Source organism: Comamonas sp. JUb58, assembly GCF_004364775.1.
In the GTDB taxonomy this organism is placed as follows: domain Bacteria; phylum Pseudomonadota; class Gammaproteobacteria; order Burkholderiales; family Burkholderiaceae_C; genus Comamonas.
The window spans coordinates 73865-89016 of record NZ_SOAL01000006.1; the positions used below are offsets into that span (position 1 = coordinate 73865).

Below are 15152 nucleotides of genomic sequence, written 5' to 3' on the forward strand. Positions count from 1 at the left end.
TCGATGTTTGAGAATTTTTCTGAAATGATGCTGCAGCTGTTTGCCACATCCTTGTGGGAAACGCTGATCATGGTCGGCATCTCCGGCGTGGCCGGCGCGCTGATCGGCATTCCGCTGGGCGTGTTTCTGCGCCTGACGGACCATGGCGGCATCCTGCAAAACGGCGCTGCCAACAAGATTGTTGGCTGGTTGGTGAATGCCGTGCGTTCCACGCCCTTCATCATCTTGTTGGTCGCCATCATCCCGTTCACCCGCTTCATCACCGGATCGTCCATCGGCACGGCTGCGGCCATTGTGCCGCTGACCCTGGCTGCTGCGCCCTTCATCGCCCGCCTGGTGGAAACCTCGCTGCGCGAAGTGGACCACGGACTGGTCGAGGCCGCGCAGGCCATGGGTGCGAGCTCCTGGCAAATCGTCTGGAAGGTGCTGCTGCCCGAGGCGCTGCCCGGCATCGTCGCCGGCCTGACCATCAGCTTTGTCTCCTTGACCGGCTACTCGGCCATGGCTGGCGCCATTGGCGGCGGCGGTCTGGGCGATCTGGGTATCCGCTATGGCTACCAGCGCTTTTTGCCGGACATCATGCTGGCCGTGGTCGTCATCCTGATCATCTTTGTGCAGCTGGTGCAAAGCCTGGGTGACTGGGCCGTGCGCCGCCTGAGCCACAAGTAATCCGCTGCCCCAAGCAGCCGCCAAAGCCCATGTGCACTGCGCATGGGTTTTTTTCATGGGCTGGCGTCGGCTGTCGCCCAAGGGCGTTGCGGGCGGTGGGCTCTGCCTACAATGCAGCATTGCCCACGCCTTGGAGACCGCCATGAATGCCGCCTTGCCCACTGCCACCGCACATGCCTTGCCACTGCAGGCGCTGGACCCGGCGCAATGGCTGCGGGCCAAGCCCCTGCTCGATGAGAACTGGATCCACGCCCACCCGGCGCTGGCGCGCGCCTTGCCGGTGGTGCTGGCCCGCGATGTGGGCCAGGACTGGCACAAGGCCGGCACCTTTCGCCACCATCTGCTGGGGGTGACGCGCACACTGCAGCTGTGGCAGCAGCCGGAGGATGTGAAGCTGCTGGGCCTGCTGCACAGCGTCTATGGCAATGCCTTTGTGGACCTGGTCAAGTTCGATGCCAGCAGCGAACGCAGCCAGCTCGCCGCCCTGGTGGGCGAGCCGGCCGAGCAGTTGGTCTATGAGTTCTGCATTCTGTCGCGCGCCCAGTTTGTGCAGAAGGTGTTGGCCGGTGCCATCGAGCCCGATGGCGCCGTGCTACTGGACCACAAGGGCGCGCCACGCCGGGTCGAGCCCTATACCGTGGCAGCCTTCATCATCGTCAGCATGGCCGACACGATTGAGCAGTGGTTCAGCTGGCAAGACGATATTTTCTCCAGCTTTCCGCAGGTGCCCCAGCGCCCGCAAAAGGCGCACTGGATGGCCTCGCTCTGGCCCGGCCCGATGCGGCCCAGCGGGCGCATGCTGTCGCAGATTGCCAGCCTGGGTCTGGCCTTGCAGCACCCGGCCTTGCAGGGCCTGCTGCCCACGCCGCCGGTGTTTGCCAACTGCAGCCAGGGCCTGAGCCCATCGGCTGATGCGGCGGCCGCGTCGCTGTACTGGTCGGTGATCCAGCAGGACCAGCCGCTGACCGATCTGGATGTGGCCACCGGCGTGCTGGAGCAGGCCGTGCAGCTCAACCCCTGGGTGGGCGAGCCGCAGATGGTGCTTGCCCAGCTTTATCTCAGCGCCGGGCGCGAGGCCGATGCGCTGGCCGCTGCTGACAGTGCGCTGCAGTGCTTTAGCCAATGGGGCAATGCCTGGGACAAGCGCGTGCAATGGGATGCCTGGGTGGCCTGGACCCGCATCCTGCAGCAGCACGCCAGGAACGGCAACTGGCCCGAACGCCTGGACAAGCTGAACAACGTCGCACTGCGGCCCGAGTGAACAGCGCCCCGCCAAGGGCAGCGGCAGGTTGTAAGCAAATGGCAAAAAGTTCTTTGTTGCGTTGCAAAATCGGGCGTACAGTTCGGTATCGCATTTGAAAGGTATCGCTCCCGTGCAAAAACGTACATTGCTGCAATCCGTGCTGGCCCTGGCTTTGGCCGCTGGTGTCTCTGGCGCCGCAGTCGCACAAGACAAGGAAATCAAGATCGGCGTGACCGCTGGCCCCCATGGCCAGATCATGGAGCAGGTCAAGAAGATCGCCGAGAAAGACGGCCTGAAGATCAAGGTCATCGAGTTCAGCGACTACATCCAGCCCAATGCCGCACTGCAGTCCGGTGAGCTCGATGCCAACAGCTACCAGCACAAGCCCTACCTGGACGCCCAGATCAAGGACCGTGGCTACAAGTTCGTAGTCGCCGCTGATACCGTCAACTTCCCGATCGGCATCTACTCCAAGAAGATCAAAAAGATTGAGGAGCTCAAAGAGGGCGCCCGCTTCGGTCTGCCCAATGACCCCACCAATGGTGGCCGCGTGCTGCTGCTGCTGCAGGCCAATGGTCTGATCAAGCTCAAGGAAAGCGCCGGCCTGAAGGCCACGCCGCTGGACGTGGTCGAGAACCCCAAGAAGCTGCGCTTTGTCGAGCTGGACGCTGCGCAGCTGCCGCGCTCGCTCGATGACCTGGACGCCGCTGCGATCAACACCAACTTCGCGATCTCGGCTGGCCTGAACCCCAAGTCCGACGCCATCGTGGTTGAAAACGCCAAGAACCCCTATGTCAACATTCTGGTGATCCGCGAAGCGGACAAGAACCAGCCATGGGTGGCCAAGCTGGTCAAGGCCTACCACAGCGAAGAGATTCGCAAGTTTGTCGACACCCAGTTCAAGGGTGCAGTGATGCCCGGCTTCTAAGCCCAGCACGCACCAGCAAAAAGCCTCGCAGTTTATCGCTGCGAGGCTTTTGCTTTTTGGGGGGGCTATCCGGCTCAGTGCTTCAACTGCGTATCGGTGGTTTGGCCTTGGCGCGCTTGCTGCCGGGCACGACGGCCTGGGCGGCTTCTGCCGGCAGGGGCTCGACCTTGACGATGGCCAACGACATATTGTCGCCCGAGCCCGAGGCGCGCATGCGGGCGCGCTCAATCAGAAATTGGCTGGCCTCGCGGGGCGAGAGCAGGCGGGTGATCGAAGAGAGCTCGTCGGGCGAGAAGTAGTGCCAGATGCCATCGCTGCAGGCCAGCAGCACATCGCCTTGCTTGAGCATGGGGATGCGGTGGTGGATCAAGGGCGGGTCATCGGCGGTGCCCAGGCAGTGCAGCAAGATATTCGATTGCGGATGGTAGCGCGCTTCTTCCAGCGTGATCTGGCCCTGGTCGACCAGGGTCTGCACATAGGAGTGGTCGCTGGTCTGGTAGAGCAGCTGCCCATCGCGAAAATGGTAGATGCGCGAATCGCCTGAATGCACCCAGGCGCAGGCGCTGTTGGGCAGAATCAGAAAGGCTGCAATGGTGCTGTGCGGCTCTTGCTCGGCAGCAATGGCCACCAGGCGGATCAGCAAATGGGCTTCGCGCACCAGGTTGCCCAGCATTTCTTCGGCGTTGTCGGTCTCGGGCGAGTAGCGCTCGAACACCTGCTTGGCCGTCAGCATCACCTGATCGGACGCGGCACGCCCGCCGCTGCGGCCACCCATGCCATCGGCCACCACGGCCAGCACACAGCCCTTGGCGCGCGGGTGGGCGAGCATGATGACCTGGTCCTGCTGGTAGGGCCGGTCGCCTTTGTGGAGGCCGGTGGCGGCAGAGAGGCGGTAGCTGGTGCTCATGCGCGAAGGGGGTGACGTATGCAAGCGGGGTGAATGGAAGGGGAATCATAGAGCAGATTGCCCGGCGGGCCGCCAAACCATGCGGGATTACGCTGTCAACCGATGTTTGTATACCAACGCCTGGGGCGTTGCGGGCCGGTAGCCCAGGGCAGAGCGCTGAACGCGCTAGACTGCCATGCCCCCGAAACCGATCCATCGATGCCCTTGTCCGCCGCCTTTGCCAGTGATGCCCCGCTGCGCCTGCGCCCGCAGCAGGAGCAGATGATTGCGGCCATCGAGGCGGCCTGGGGCCAGGGCCAGCGGGTGGCGATCGAGGCGCCGACCGGTACCGGCAAAACCTATGCCTATCTGATAGCGGCCTTGGCCCGCCAGGAGCGCTTTGTGGTCAGCACGGCGACGCGGGCGCTGCAGGACCAGCTGGTGGACCGCGACATTCCGGCACTGCTGGCCCACCAGGGCTTGCAGCGCAAGGTGGCCGTGCTCAAGGGGCGGGAGAACTATGTCTGCCTGCATGGCCTGGAGCAGGCGCGCAGCAAGCTGCAAGGCCAGCATGCCGGTGCGCTGGCCCAGGTGGAGCGCTGGGCGCAAAGTACCCAGGGCGGTGACCTGTCCGAGCTGGACGACATCAGCCACCTGCCCAGCCTGGTGCCGCATATCACCGCCAGCCATGACGAATGCCTGGGCCAGCGCTGCAGCCACTTTGAGCGCTGCTTCTCCAACCAGGCCCGGGCCCGCGCGGCCCAGGCAGACATTCTGGTGATCAACCACCATTTGTTTTTCAGCGAGCTGCGCCACCGCCAGATGCTGGGCGTGGGCCATGGCTTTGTGCCGCTGGCGCAAACCATGGTGATGGACGAGGCCCACCAGCTGCAGGCCATTGGCCTGAAAGTGCTGGCCAAGGGCCTGAATGTGGGCGATATGCGTGACTACCTGCAGACGGTGGAGCGCGAAACCAGCCTGCATGCGCGCGGCTTTGCGCCCTGGCAAGCGCTGCAGCAGAAGGTGCAGCAGGCTATGGCGCAGTGGATGGAGGCCGAGCAGCAGGCGTTGGGCCCGGCCGATGCACCTGCCGATGCAACGGCCCGCGCCACCAGCCGCCAGGCGCTGATCCACTTACATAACGCGCTCTCGGCCCTGGTCGCCGCCTTGCAAGGGGTGGCCGGCAGCGCGGCCGTGGTGGCCCAGCTGGCAGGCCAGGGCGATGTGATGCTGCAGGCCTTGCGCCAGTGGGCCCAGGGCGCCGGCAAGGACCTTGTGCGCTGGTGGGATTCGCCCAGTTTTGTGCGCGCGGGCCAGGCCGGCGACCTGCAGGCCTATGGCCGCTATGCCTGGCGCCAGGGCTTTCGCGAATCTCCGCTGTGGCTCTGGCAGGCGCTGCAGGCCTTGAGCCCCCAGGTGCAGGCCAGCAGCTGGCTGGGCCAGGGCGTGCAGCGCTGGCTGTTTACCTCAGCCACCTTGGGCGATGACGAGGCGCTGACCTGGTTTGCCCAGGGCCTGGGCTTGCGCAGCGACAGCAGCGAGGCAGGCGATGCGTCCTTGCTCGCCAGCCTGCGCTTGCGCAGCCATTTTGACTGGGCGCAGCAGGCCCGCCTGGTGGTGCCGCAGGGCCTGCCCGGCACCGATGCACCGGCGGCCGAGCGCGCGCAGGCGTTGGCGCAATGGCTGCTGCCACACTTGAAGACCCTCGGCGGGCGCTGCATGGTGCTTTGCACATCAACGGCCGCGATGGAGGCCTTGGCCCAGGCCTTGCGCCTATGGCTGCAAGGCCAGGCCATCCGCGTGCTGCAGCAGGGCGAGCAGCCCAAGCGCCGCTTGCTGCAGGCGATGCGAACCGCGCCCGGCGGCAAGACCGGCCGGGTGCTGGTCGGTACCCTCGGCCTCTGGGAAGGGGTGGACCTGCCGGGCGAAGCTCTGCAACTGCTGGTGATCGACAAGCTGCCGTTTCCGCCGCGCCATGATGTGCTGCATGCGGCACGGGTGCAGGCGCTGCGCGGGGCGGGCCGGGATGCGTTTGAGCGCTATGTCCTGCCCCAGACCGCTATGCAGCTGCGCCAGGGTGTCGGGCGGCTGATCCGCTCGGCCAGCGACCAGGGTGTGGTGGTGATTGCCGACGAGCGCCTGCACAGCCGCAGCTATGGCGCTGCCTTGCTGGCAGCACTGCCACCGCTGCCCAGCCTGGAGGACGATGCCTTGCCTGCGTTTTTGCAGGCCCTGGCGGAAAAAGAGATCCGCCCATAAGAAAACGGCTGCCGCAGTTTGTAACTTGCAGCAGCCGCTTGGCTATCTCAGCTAACGCGCATCAAGCGCCTTGCATCACCACATCTTCCACCAGGGGCGATCTTCCTTGCGGAAGCCATTGGCCAGCAGGCGCGTGTTGGGGTAGCTGGCTTCCAGCACGCGCTTGGTGTCGGCAGCCATGTCGTACATGTTCAGGCGCTCGTAGGACAGCATCAGGATGTAGAGCGCGTCCTCTTGGGCGGGCACTTCCTTGTAGTCGGAGATGGCGCTTTGGGCGCGGTTGATGGCAGCCACATAGGCGCCGCGCTCGTAGTAGTAACGGGCAACGTGCACTTCGTACTGGGCCAGCGAGTTGACGATGTAGCGCATGCGCTTTTCAGCGTCAGGTGCGTACTTGGACTCGGGGAAGCGTGTGGTCAGCTCGCGGAAGGATTCAAACGAATCCTTGGCGGCCTTCTGGTCGCGCTCGGACAGATCCTGCTTGGACACCCAGGAGAAAAGACCCAGGTTTTCGTTGAAGTTGACCAGGCCCTTGAGGTAGAGCGCATAGTCCACGCCTTCGCTGGCGGGGTGGAGCTTGACGAAACGGTCCAGGGTGGCGATGGCCTGCGCCTTTTCACCGCTCTTGTACTGGGAATAGGCCTTTTCCAGCTGCGCTTGCTGCGCCATCGCGGTGCCGGCAGCGCGGCCTTCCAGCTTTTCATACAGCGGAATGGCCTTGTCGAACGAGCCCGAGGAGGCTTCATCGCGGGCTTCCGAATAAATCTTGTTCGGGCTCCAGCCGGCGGTGGGATCCACATCGGTCGATGAACAGCCTGCCAGCAAAGCGGCAAGTGCTACGGAAGCGATAGCGGGAACCTTCGATTTGGGGTACGCAAACAGCATTTTTGGCTTGAAATCCATGGACGGAAAGCTGAAAAACTGCGTGGGGCGGCAAGGCTAGCCACGCAGCGGGGCAGCCCGTGCCGCGCCCTCTGATCTGGGCCATTGTAATCGGCGCGCAGCCCGGTCTCGCAGAGCCGGACTTGTAGCGAGTAGGGCTGTGTAACATTCCACGCCAGATATGCCATGGTTTGCACAGACGGTGCTGCGGCTTTCCTACAATGCAGGGATATGTTCGTACACCTTCGCATCCACTCCGAGTTCTCCATCATCGACAGCACCAATCGCATCGGCGATTTGATCAAATTTGCTGCGGGTGATGGCCAGCCGGGCATGGCGCTCACCGACCTGAACAGCCTGTTTGGCGCCATCAAGTTTTACAAAGCCGGGCGCGGTGCAGGTGTCAAACCGATTCTGGGCGCCGAGCTGACCCTGGAGCCCGAGGTGGCCGGTGGCCCGCTGTCGCGCATCATTGTGCTGATCCAGAGCCAGCAGGGCTATCTGAACCTGTCCGAGATCCTGGCGCGCATCTGGATGGCCGATACCGTCAAGGCCCAGCCCCAGTGCACCTGGGCCTGGCTGCAAGAGCTGTCCGAGGGCCTGATCGTGCTGTCGGGCGCCCAAGCCGGCCCGGTGGGCCAGGCGCTGCTGCGTGGCGACGAAAAGGCCGCCCGTGGCGTGGCCCTGCGTTTGGCCAGCCTGTTCCCACACCGTTTCTACATCGAGCTGCAGCGCGCTGGCCGCGCTGATGACGAAAGCCATGTAGCCGCTGCGGTGGCACTGGCCGCCAACCTCAAGCTGCCGGTGGTGGCCACCCACCCGGTCCAGTTCACCAAGCCTGCCGATTTTGAATCGCATGAGGCCCGCGTCTGCATTGCCGAGGGCGAGACCCTGGGTAACAAAAAGCGGGTCAAGCGCTTTACCCGCGACCAGTACCTGAAGACCGCTGCCGAGATGGAGGCCTTGTTTGCCGACCTGCCCAGCGCCATTGCCAATACCGCCGAGATTGCGCGCCGCTGCAGCGTAACCCTGCAGCTGGGCAAGTACTTTCTGCCGGATTTCCCTACGCCCAATGGCATGCCGATCGACGAGTACTTTCGCCAGGTCTCGTTCGAAGGGCTGGAAGACCGTTTGCAGCTGCTGTTCCCGAACCAGGCCAAACGGGACGCCGAACGTCCTAAATACATCGAACGCCTGGATTTCGAGCTCGGCATCATCCTGAAGATGGGCTTCCCCGGCTACTTCCTGATCGTGGCGGACTTTATCAACTGGGCCAAGAACAATGGCTGCCCGGTGGGCCCGGGCCGGGGATCGGGGGCAGGCTCGCTGGTAGCCTATGTGCTGAAGATCACCGATCTGGACCCGATCCACTACAACCTGCTGTTCGAGCGCTTTCTGAACCCAGAGCGTGTCTCGATGCCCGACTTTGACGTGGACTTCTGCCAGGCCAACCGTGACCGGGTGATCGACTATGTGAAGGACCTCTACGGCCGCAATGCGGTGAGCCAGATTGCCACCTTTGGCACGATGGCCGCGCGCGCGGCCATCCGCGACGTGGGCCGCGCGCTGGACATGAGCTATGGCTTTTGCGATGGCATCTCCAAGCTGATCCCGAACAAGCCGGGCCTGCATGTGACCCTGAAGTACCCGCCCAATCCTCCGAAGGAAGGCGACAAGTACACCTATGCGATCAAGGAAGAGCCGATTCTGGCCGAGCGCATCGAGAAGGAAGAGGACGTCAAGACACTGATCGAGATGGCCCAGAAGCTCGAAGGCATGACCCGCAATATCGGCATGCACGCCGGTGGTGTGGTGATCGCCCCGGGCAAGCTGACCGATTTTTGCCCGCTCTACCAGCAGCCGGGCAGTACCTCGGCGGTGGCCATGTATGACAAGGACGACGTCGAGGCCGTGGGCCTGGTCAAGTTCGACTTCTTGGGCCTGGCCACGTTGACGATTCTGGAGATCGCGCGCGAGTTCATCATCAAGCGCCACAAGGGGCAGGAGAACTTCAAGTTCGAAGAGATTCCGCTCGACGACGCCCGCACCTACCAGCTGTTCTCGGCCGGCAAGACCGAAGCCGTGTTCCAGTTTGAATCGCGCGGCATGCAGCAGATGCTGAAGGAAGCCAAGCCCAGCCGGCTGGAAGACCTGATCGCGCTGAACGCGCTCTACCGCCCGGGCCCGATGGACCTGATCCCCAGCTTTGTGGCGCGCAAGCACGGCAAGGAAGTGGTGGAGTACCCGCATCCGCTGGTGGAAAAAGTGCTGTCCGAGACCTACGGCATCATGGTCTACCAGGAGCAGGTGATGCAGACCGCCCAGGTGCTGGGCGGCTACAGCCTGGGTGGCGCCGATTTGCTGCGCCGCGCGATGGGCAAGAAAAAGGTAGAGGAGATGGTGCAGCACCGCGCCACCTTCCGCGAAGGCGCCTCCAAGATCGGCATCGACGAGGCCAAGGCCGACGAAGTGTTCGACCTGATGGAGAAGTTTGCGGGCTACGGCTTCAACAAGTCGCACGCCGCTGCCTACTCGCTGTTGGCCTACCACACCGGTTGGCTCAAGGTGCACTACACGGCAGAGTTTTACTGCGGCAATATGACCGTGGAAATGGACAACACCGACAAGCTCAAGGTGCTGTACGAAGACGCGCTGAAGATGGGCGTGACCTTTGAAATGCCCGATGTGAACCGGGGCCACCACCGCTTTGAGCCGGTGACCGACAAGGTGATCCGCTATGGCCTGGGCGCCATCAAGGGCACCGGCCAGGCCGCCATCGAGGCGATTGTGGCCGCGCGCGAAGGCAAGGGCACGGGCCCGCAGGGCGATACCAAAGGCCCGTTCAAGAGCCTGTTCGACTTCTGCCTGCGGGTAGATCGCAGCAAGCTGAACAAGCGCACGGTCGAGGCGCTGATCAAGGGCGGTGCTTTTGACAATATCCAGCTCAACCGCCGGTCGCTGCTGGAATCGGTCGATGTCGCCTTTGAATTTGCTGCCACCACCCATGCCAATGCCAACCAGGGTGGCCTGTTTGACATGATGGGCGATGACACCTTGGGCTCCAGTACGCAGGAGCCACCGCTGGCCGATGTCCTGCCTTGGGGCATCAAGGAGCGTTTGGTTCTGGAGAAGACCGCCATCGGCTTTTACCTCTCGGGCCATTTGTTTGACGAGGTGGAGCTGGAAGTGCGCCAGTTTGTACGTACGCCCATCTCCCAGCTGAAGGACAGCCGCGAGCCGCAGACGGTGGCCGGCATCATCAGCGAGCTACGGGTCATCAACGGCCAGCGGGGCAAGATGGTGCTGTTCAAAATCGACGACAAATCATCGGTCATCGAAGGCTCGATCGACGAAGCCACCTGGAGCCGCCACAAAGAGCAGCTCAAGGACGACGAGTTCGTCATCCTGAGCGCCCGCGTGGGTTTGGATCGCTTCAGCGGCGGCCTGCGGGCCAAAGCCCAGCATGTCTGGGGCCTGGCCGAGGCCCGGGCGCGCTTTGGCCGCTACCTGCTGGTCAACACCGACCGCCACCAACCCGATGTTGCGCGCTTGATTCAGGAGTTTCCCGCAGTCGAGGAGCGCACCGACGAAGGCGTGCTGCGCCACGGCCTCAAGATCCGCCTGGGCGTGGTCTGCGGCCAGGGCGAGACGCGGGCCGGCGTGGAGCTCAACCTGGGTGATGCCGCGCGCTTCTTCCCCAGCGACCAGGCCATGGCCGCCTGGTCCCAGGAAGCGGGCCACGAAGCCATCAAAATCGTTTACGAAAGCATGGTCTAAGACGAGTTTTGCCCGGGCTGAAAATACCCTGCGCCAGTGGTTGCTGGCGCAGCTGTATTGAAGTTCATAAAAGCATCACCATCTTTGTTCATGTGGAAATTTAGCCTTATAGAATGATCTCAATGGCCACGAAACCTGTTGTTCCTCCCTCGCCGAATCTGCCTGCAACGCCCCAGCCTCCGGAGGACGGTGGGGGTGCGCTGGTTGTCGAGCGCATCGCGCAGCGTGTGGAGCCACCGAAGATGTACCAGGTGGTCATGCTCAATGATGATTTCACGCCGATGGAGTTTGTGATTGAGGTGCTGCAGCATTTTTTTGGCAAGAGCCGCGAGGCGGCCACGCAGATCATGCTGAAGATCCACCTGGATGGGAAAGGAGTCTGTGGGGTGTACTCGCATGAAATCGCTGAAACCAAGGTGGCACAGGTGATGGATGCCGCCAACGGAGCAGGCCATCCGCTTCAAGCCGTATCGGAGCCTGTTGAATAACGGAATCTGGTCCTCATCTAGAAGCAAGTTGAGTGTATTTGGCAAGCAATAAAGGAGTTTCAAATGATTGCTCAGGAACTGGAAGTCAGCTTGCACATGGCTTTTGTAGAAGCCAGGCAGCAGCGCCACGAATTCATCACCGTGGAGCACTTGCTACTGGCCTTGCTGGATAACCCGAGTGCTTCCGAGGTGTTGCGCGCATGCTCTGCCAATATTGACGACCTGCGCGCGTCGCTGACCAATTTCATCAAGGACAATGCCCCGCAGGTGGCCGGCGAAGACGAGGTGGACACCCAGCCCACTCTGGGCTTCCAGCGCGTGATCCAGCGCGCCATCATGCATGTGCAAAGCACCGGCAATGGCAAGAAGGAAGTGACCGGCGCCAATGTGCTGGTGGCCATTTTTGGCGAAAAAGACTCGCATGCCGTGTACTACCTGCACCAGCAGGGCGTCACGCGCCTCGATGTGGTCAACTACATCGCCCATGGCATCAAGAAGAACGACACCCCCGAGCTGCCCAAGTCCGAGTCCAGCTCGGATGCGGAAGAGGTCGGTAGCAACAACGCCGAGCGCGCTGAAAAGGCCTCGCCGCTGGAGCAGTTCACCGTCAACCTGAACCAGCAGGCCAAGGACGGCAAGATCGATCCGCTGATCGGCCGCCAGTACGAGGTCGAGCGCACGATCCAGATCCTGTGCCGCCGCCGCAAGAACAACCCGCTGTTGGTGGGTGAGGCTGGCGTGGGCAAGACGGCGATTGCCGAGGGCCTGGCATGGCGCATCACCGAGGAAGATGTACCCGAAGTGCTGGCCGAGGCCACTGTCTACTCGCTGGACATGGGCGCGCTGCTGGCGGGAACCAAGTACCGCGGTGATTTTGAGCAGCGCCTCAAAGGCGTGCTCAAGGCGCTGAAGGACAAGCCACACGCCATCTTGTTCATTGACGAGATCCACACCTTGATCGGTGCCGGTGCAGCCTCGGGCGGCACCTTGGACGCGTCCAACCTGCTCAAGCCGGCGCTGTCCAGCGGCCAGCTCAAGTGCATCGGAGCGACCACCTTCACCGAATACCGTGGCATCTTCGAAAAAGATGCAGCGCTGTCGCGCCGCTTCCAGAAAGTCGATGTGGTCGAGCCAACCGTGCCCGAAACCATCGATATTCTGAAGGGCCTGAAGTCGCGCTTTGAAGAGCACCACAACGTCAAGTACGCGGTGGCCGCTTTGCAGGCAGCTGCTGAGCTGTCGGCCAAGTTCATCAATGACCGCCATCTGCCCGACAAGGCGATTGACGTGATCGATGAGGCCGGTGCCGCGCAGCGCATTCTGGCGCCTTCGAAGCGCAAGAAAACCATTGGCAAGACCGAGATCGAAGAGATCGTCGCCAAGATCGCTCGCATTCCGCCGGCCAATGTCAGCAATGACGACCGCGGCAAGCTGCAGACCTTGGAACGCGACCTCAAGAGCGTGGTGTTTGGCCAGGACAAGGCACTGGAAGTGCTGGCCTCTGCGGTCAAGATGTCCCGCTCCGGTCTGGGCAAGGTAGACAAGCCGATCGGCTCTTTCCTGTTCTCCGGCCCGACCGGCGTGGGCAAGACCGAAGCTGCCAAGCAGCTGGCCTACATCCTGGGCATCGACCTGATCCGCTTTGACATGTCCGAGTACATGGAGCGCCATGCGGTGTCGCGCCTGATCGGTGCGCCTCCCGGCTATGTCGGTTTCGACCAGGGTGGCTTGCTGACCGAAGCGGTGACCAAGAAGCCCCATGCGGTGCTGCTGCTCGACGAAATCGAGAAGGCACATCCGGATATCTTCAATGTGCTGCTGCAGGTGATGGACCACGGCACCTTGACCGATAACAACGGACGCAAGGCCGACTTCCGCAACGTGATCATCATCATGACCACCAATGCGGGCGCCGAGACGATGAACAAGGCCGTCATTGGCTTTACCAACCCGCGCGCCGCGGGCGACGAGATGGGCGATATCAAGCGCCTCTTCACGCCCGAGTTCCGCAACCGGCTGGATGCCATCGTCAGCTTCAAGCCGCTGGACGAGCAGGTCATTCTGCGTGTGGTCGACAAGTTCCTGCTCCAGCTGGAGCAGCAACTGGCCGAGAAGAAGGTCGAGGTCACGTTCAGCGACAAGCTGCGCAAGCACCTGGCCAAGACCGGCTTCGATCCGCTGATGGGTGCCCGCCCGATGCAGCGCCTGATCCAGGACACCATCCGCCGGTCTCTGGCCGACGAGCTGCTGTTTGGTCGCCTGACCGATGGCGGACGCCTGAGCGTCGACTGGGACGACCGCAACGCCGACAAGCCCGAGGTGTTGCTCGACATCCAGCCGCTGCCCAAGAAGGAGCGCGCCAAGCAGGAGCCGGCCGAGCCTGAAGAGGAAGTCGCCGCCGATTGAGGCCCCCGTGCCCTGAAGACAAAAACAGCCGCTACACGCGGCTGTTTTTTTGCGTCGCGCTGTCATGGTGGCAGGCTACACTGGGCGGTCCCATCAACAGGAGTGCGGTGCTGTGGCGTCGTTATCTCAGTATCTGACCAAGGAAAACATCGTCGCGCTGCTGTCCGTGATATGGCCGATTTACCTCGGTGTGGTGGGTATCTGGATTCTGATGCAGCGGCGCGCGCCCGTGGCGACCCTGGGCTGGCTGCTGTCCATGGGCTCGCTGCCGGTGGTAGGGCTGATCGTTTACTACTTCATCGGCCCGCAGCGCATGAAGCGGCAGCGCATCAAACGCTTGCGCGCCCGCAACAAGAACCATGTGCGCGAGACCACGCGCCGCATTCGCGATGGTCAGCCTGAGGCGCCAACCAAGTTGCGCGAGATGGTCAAGCTGGTCGAAGCGACCTGCGGTTTCCCGATTACCTCGGCCGAAAGCGTGGAGCTGCTGAGCGGCGGCGCCGCCACCTTTGACCGCATTCTGGAGGACGTGGCCCAGGCCCGCCACCATGTGCACCTGGAATACTATATTTTCGAGCCTGACCAGACCGGCACGCGCCTGCGCGATGCGCTGGTTGAGCGGGCCAAGGCGGGGGTCAAGGTGCGCATGCTGGTCGATGCGCTGGGCTCCAAGCGGGTCAACCGCAAGTTTGTCGCGCCCTTGCTGGCCGCTGGCGGCGAGTTTGCGGTGTTCCACCCCACACGCATCGGCAGGCGCCTGCGGCCGGTGATCAATTTCCGCAGCCACCGCAAGATCCTGGTGGTCGATGGCCAGATCGGCTTTACCGGCGGCGTCAACATCACCGACGAAGAAGACCGTCGCGTCAACCCCGATGCCTACCACGATGTCCACTTGCGCATGGCCGGCCCCATCGTCACCTGGCTGCAGACCACGTTCTTGGAAGACTGGGCCTATGCGCTGGAAAAGTCTGCCCAGGACATGCCCGCCAATCTGGACCTGCTGCTGCCCGACATGCCCGATGGCTGCCACGCGATGCAGCTGGTGAGCTCGGGCCCGGACAACCCGACCGAGCCCATCCACCGCGCCCATGTGGCCGCCATCCAGTCGGCCACCGTGCGGGTCTGGTTGACCACGCCATACTTTGTGCCGACCGAGCCCGCCATGTATGCGCTGACCAGCGCTGCGCTACGCGGCGTCGATGTGCGGCTGCTGGTGCCGGAGAAATCCGATTCCATCTTTGTGACTGCTGCGGCCCGCTCGTACTACGAAGAGCTGATCAGCGCGGGCGCCAAGGTCTATGAATACAGCGCGCGCATGCTGCACTCCAAGACCTTGGTGGTTGATGACGACCTGACCATCATCGGCACGGCCAACTTCGACAACCGCAGTTTTCGGCTGAACTACGAGGTCTGTGCGATTGGCTATGGGCCAGAGCTCAATGCCCGGCTGCAGGACCAGTTCAACACCGATCTGATGCGTTCCAAGCAGGTGGCTACGCGCCGCAAGCAGCGCTTTTTGCTGCGGCTGGGCGATTCGATCGCGCGCTTGTTCTCACCGCTGTTGTAGTTGCGGGCCCACGTTGCTCTGCGGCAGTTAGCGGAGCAGGCATACTA

Annotated in this window: 10 protein-coding genes; 8 read left to right on the forward strand and 2 right to left on the reverse strand. The window is 62.8% G+C overall.

The genetic code is table 11. The annotated features are described in order from the left end of the window. Nucleotides 1-3 precede the first annotated feature (3 nt). The 3 genes from EDF71_RS07865 (at nucleotide 4) to EDF71_RS07875 (ending at nucleotide 2840) form a co-directional block, all read left to right on the forward strand. The gene (locus EDF71_RS07865; RefSeq protein ID WP_133856036.1) at nucleotides 4-669 is read left to right on the forward strand and encodes a methionine ABC transporter permease; all 666 of its coding nucleotides are present in this window, start codon (nucleotides 4-6) and stop codon (nucleotides 667-669) included. 142 nt (nucleotides 670-811) lie between these two features. After that, entirely contained in the window at nucleotides 812-1930 is a 1119-nt protein-coding gene (locus EDF71_RS07870) for a DUF6817 domain-containing protein (protein WP_133856037.1), read from the forward strand. 112 nt (nucleotides 1931-2042) lie between these two features. Continuing rightward, nucleotides 2043-2840: a MetQ/NlpA family ABC transporter substrate-binding protein gene (locus EDF71_RS07875; protein WP_133856038.1), complete on the forward strand. Its 798-nt coding sequence runs from the start codon at nucleotides 2043-2045 to the stop codon at nucleotides 2838-2840. Between the two features lie 82 nt (nucleotides 2841-2922). Here the strand turns inward: EDF71_RS07875 and EDF71_RS07880 are convergent, their stop codons facing one another. Beyond that, a complete protein-coding gene (locus EDF71_RS07880; RefSeq protein WP_133856039.1) occupies nucleotides 2923-3747 on the reverse strand; it encodes a protein phosphatase 2C domain-containing protein in 825 nt (274 codons plus the stop codon). 198 nt (nucleotides 3748-3945) lie between these two features. Here EDF71_RS07880 and EDF71_RS07885 point away from each other — a divergent pair, with 198 nt between their 5' ends. Further along, complete coding sequence (locus EDF71_RS07885; protein ID WP_166656483.1) at nucleotides 3946-5985, forward strand: ATP-dependent DNA helicase; 2040 nt, start codon at nucleotides 3946-3948, stop codon at nucleotides 5983-5985. 75 nt (nucleotides 5986-6060) lie between these two features. On the opposite strand, the gene EDF71_RS07890 is transcribed toward EDF71_RS07885, so the two are convergent. Continuing rightward, nucleotides 6061-6888, reverse strand: coding sequence for an outer membrane protein assembly factor BamD (locus EDF71_RS07890; RefSeq protein WP_243854219.1), 828 nt, complete (start codon nucleotides 6886-6888; stop codon nucleotides 6061-6063). 210 nt (nucleotides 6889-7098) lie between these two features. On the opposite strand from EDF71_RS07890, the gene dnaE reads away from it, so the two are divergent. The 4 genes from dnaE (at nucleotide 7099) to cls (ending at nucleotide 15105) form a co-directional block, all read left to right on the forward strand. Further along, nucleotides 7099-10644 carry a DNA polymerase III subunit alpha gene (dnaE, locus tag EDF71_RS07895; protein ID WP_133856041.1) on the forward strand — a complete coding sequence of 1182 codons (3546 nt, stop codon included), beginning with the start codon at nucleotides 7099-7101 and terminating at the stop codon, nucleotides 10642-10644. 113 nt (nucleotides 10645-10757) lie between these two features. Continuing rightward, a complete protein-coding gene (gene clpS, locus EDF71_RS07900) occupies nucleotides 10758-11132 on the forward strand; it encodes an ATP-dependent Clp protease adapter ClpS (RefSeq protein WP_021025816.1) in 375 nt (124 codons plus the stop codon). A 63-nt stretch (nucleotides 11133-11195) separates the two neighbouring features. Next, complete coding sequence (clpA, locus tag EDF71_RS07905; RefSeq protein WP_133856042.1) at nucleotides 11196-13538, forward strand: ATP-dependent Clp protease ATP-binding subunit ClpA; 2343 nt, start codon at nucleotides 11196-11198, stop codon at nucleotides 13536-13538. A gap of 112 nt (nucleotides 13539-13650) precedes the next feature. Beyond that, entirely contained in the window at nucleotides 13651-15105 is a 1455-nt protein-coding gene (cls, locus tag EDF71_RS07910; RefSeq protein WP_243854220.1) for a cardiolipin synthase, read from the forward strand. Nucleotides 15106-15152: the final 47 nt, after the last annotated feature.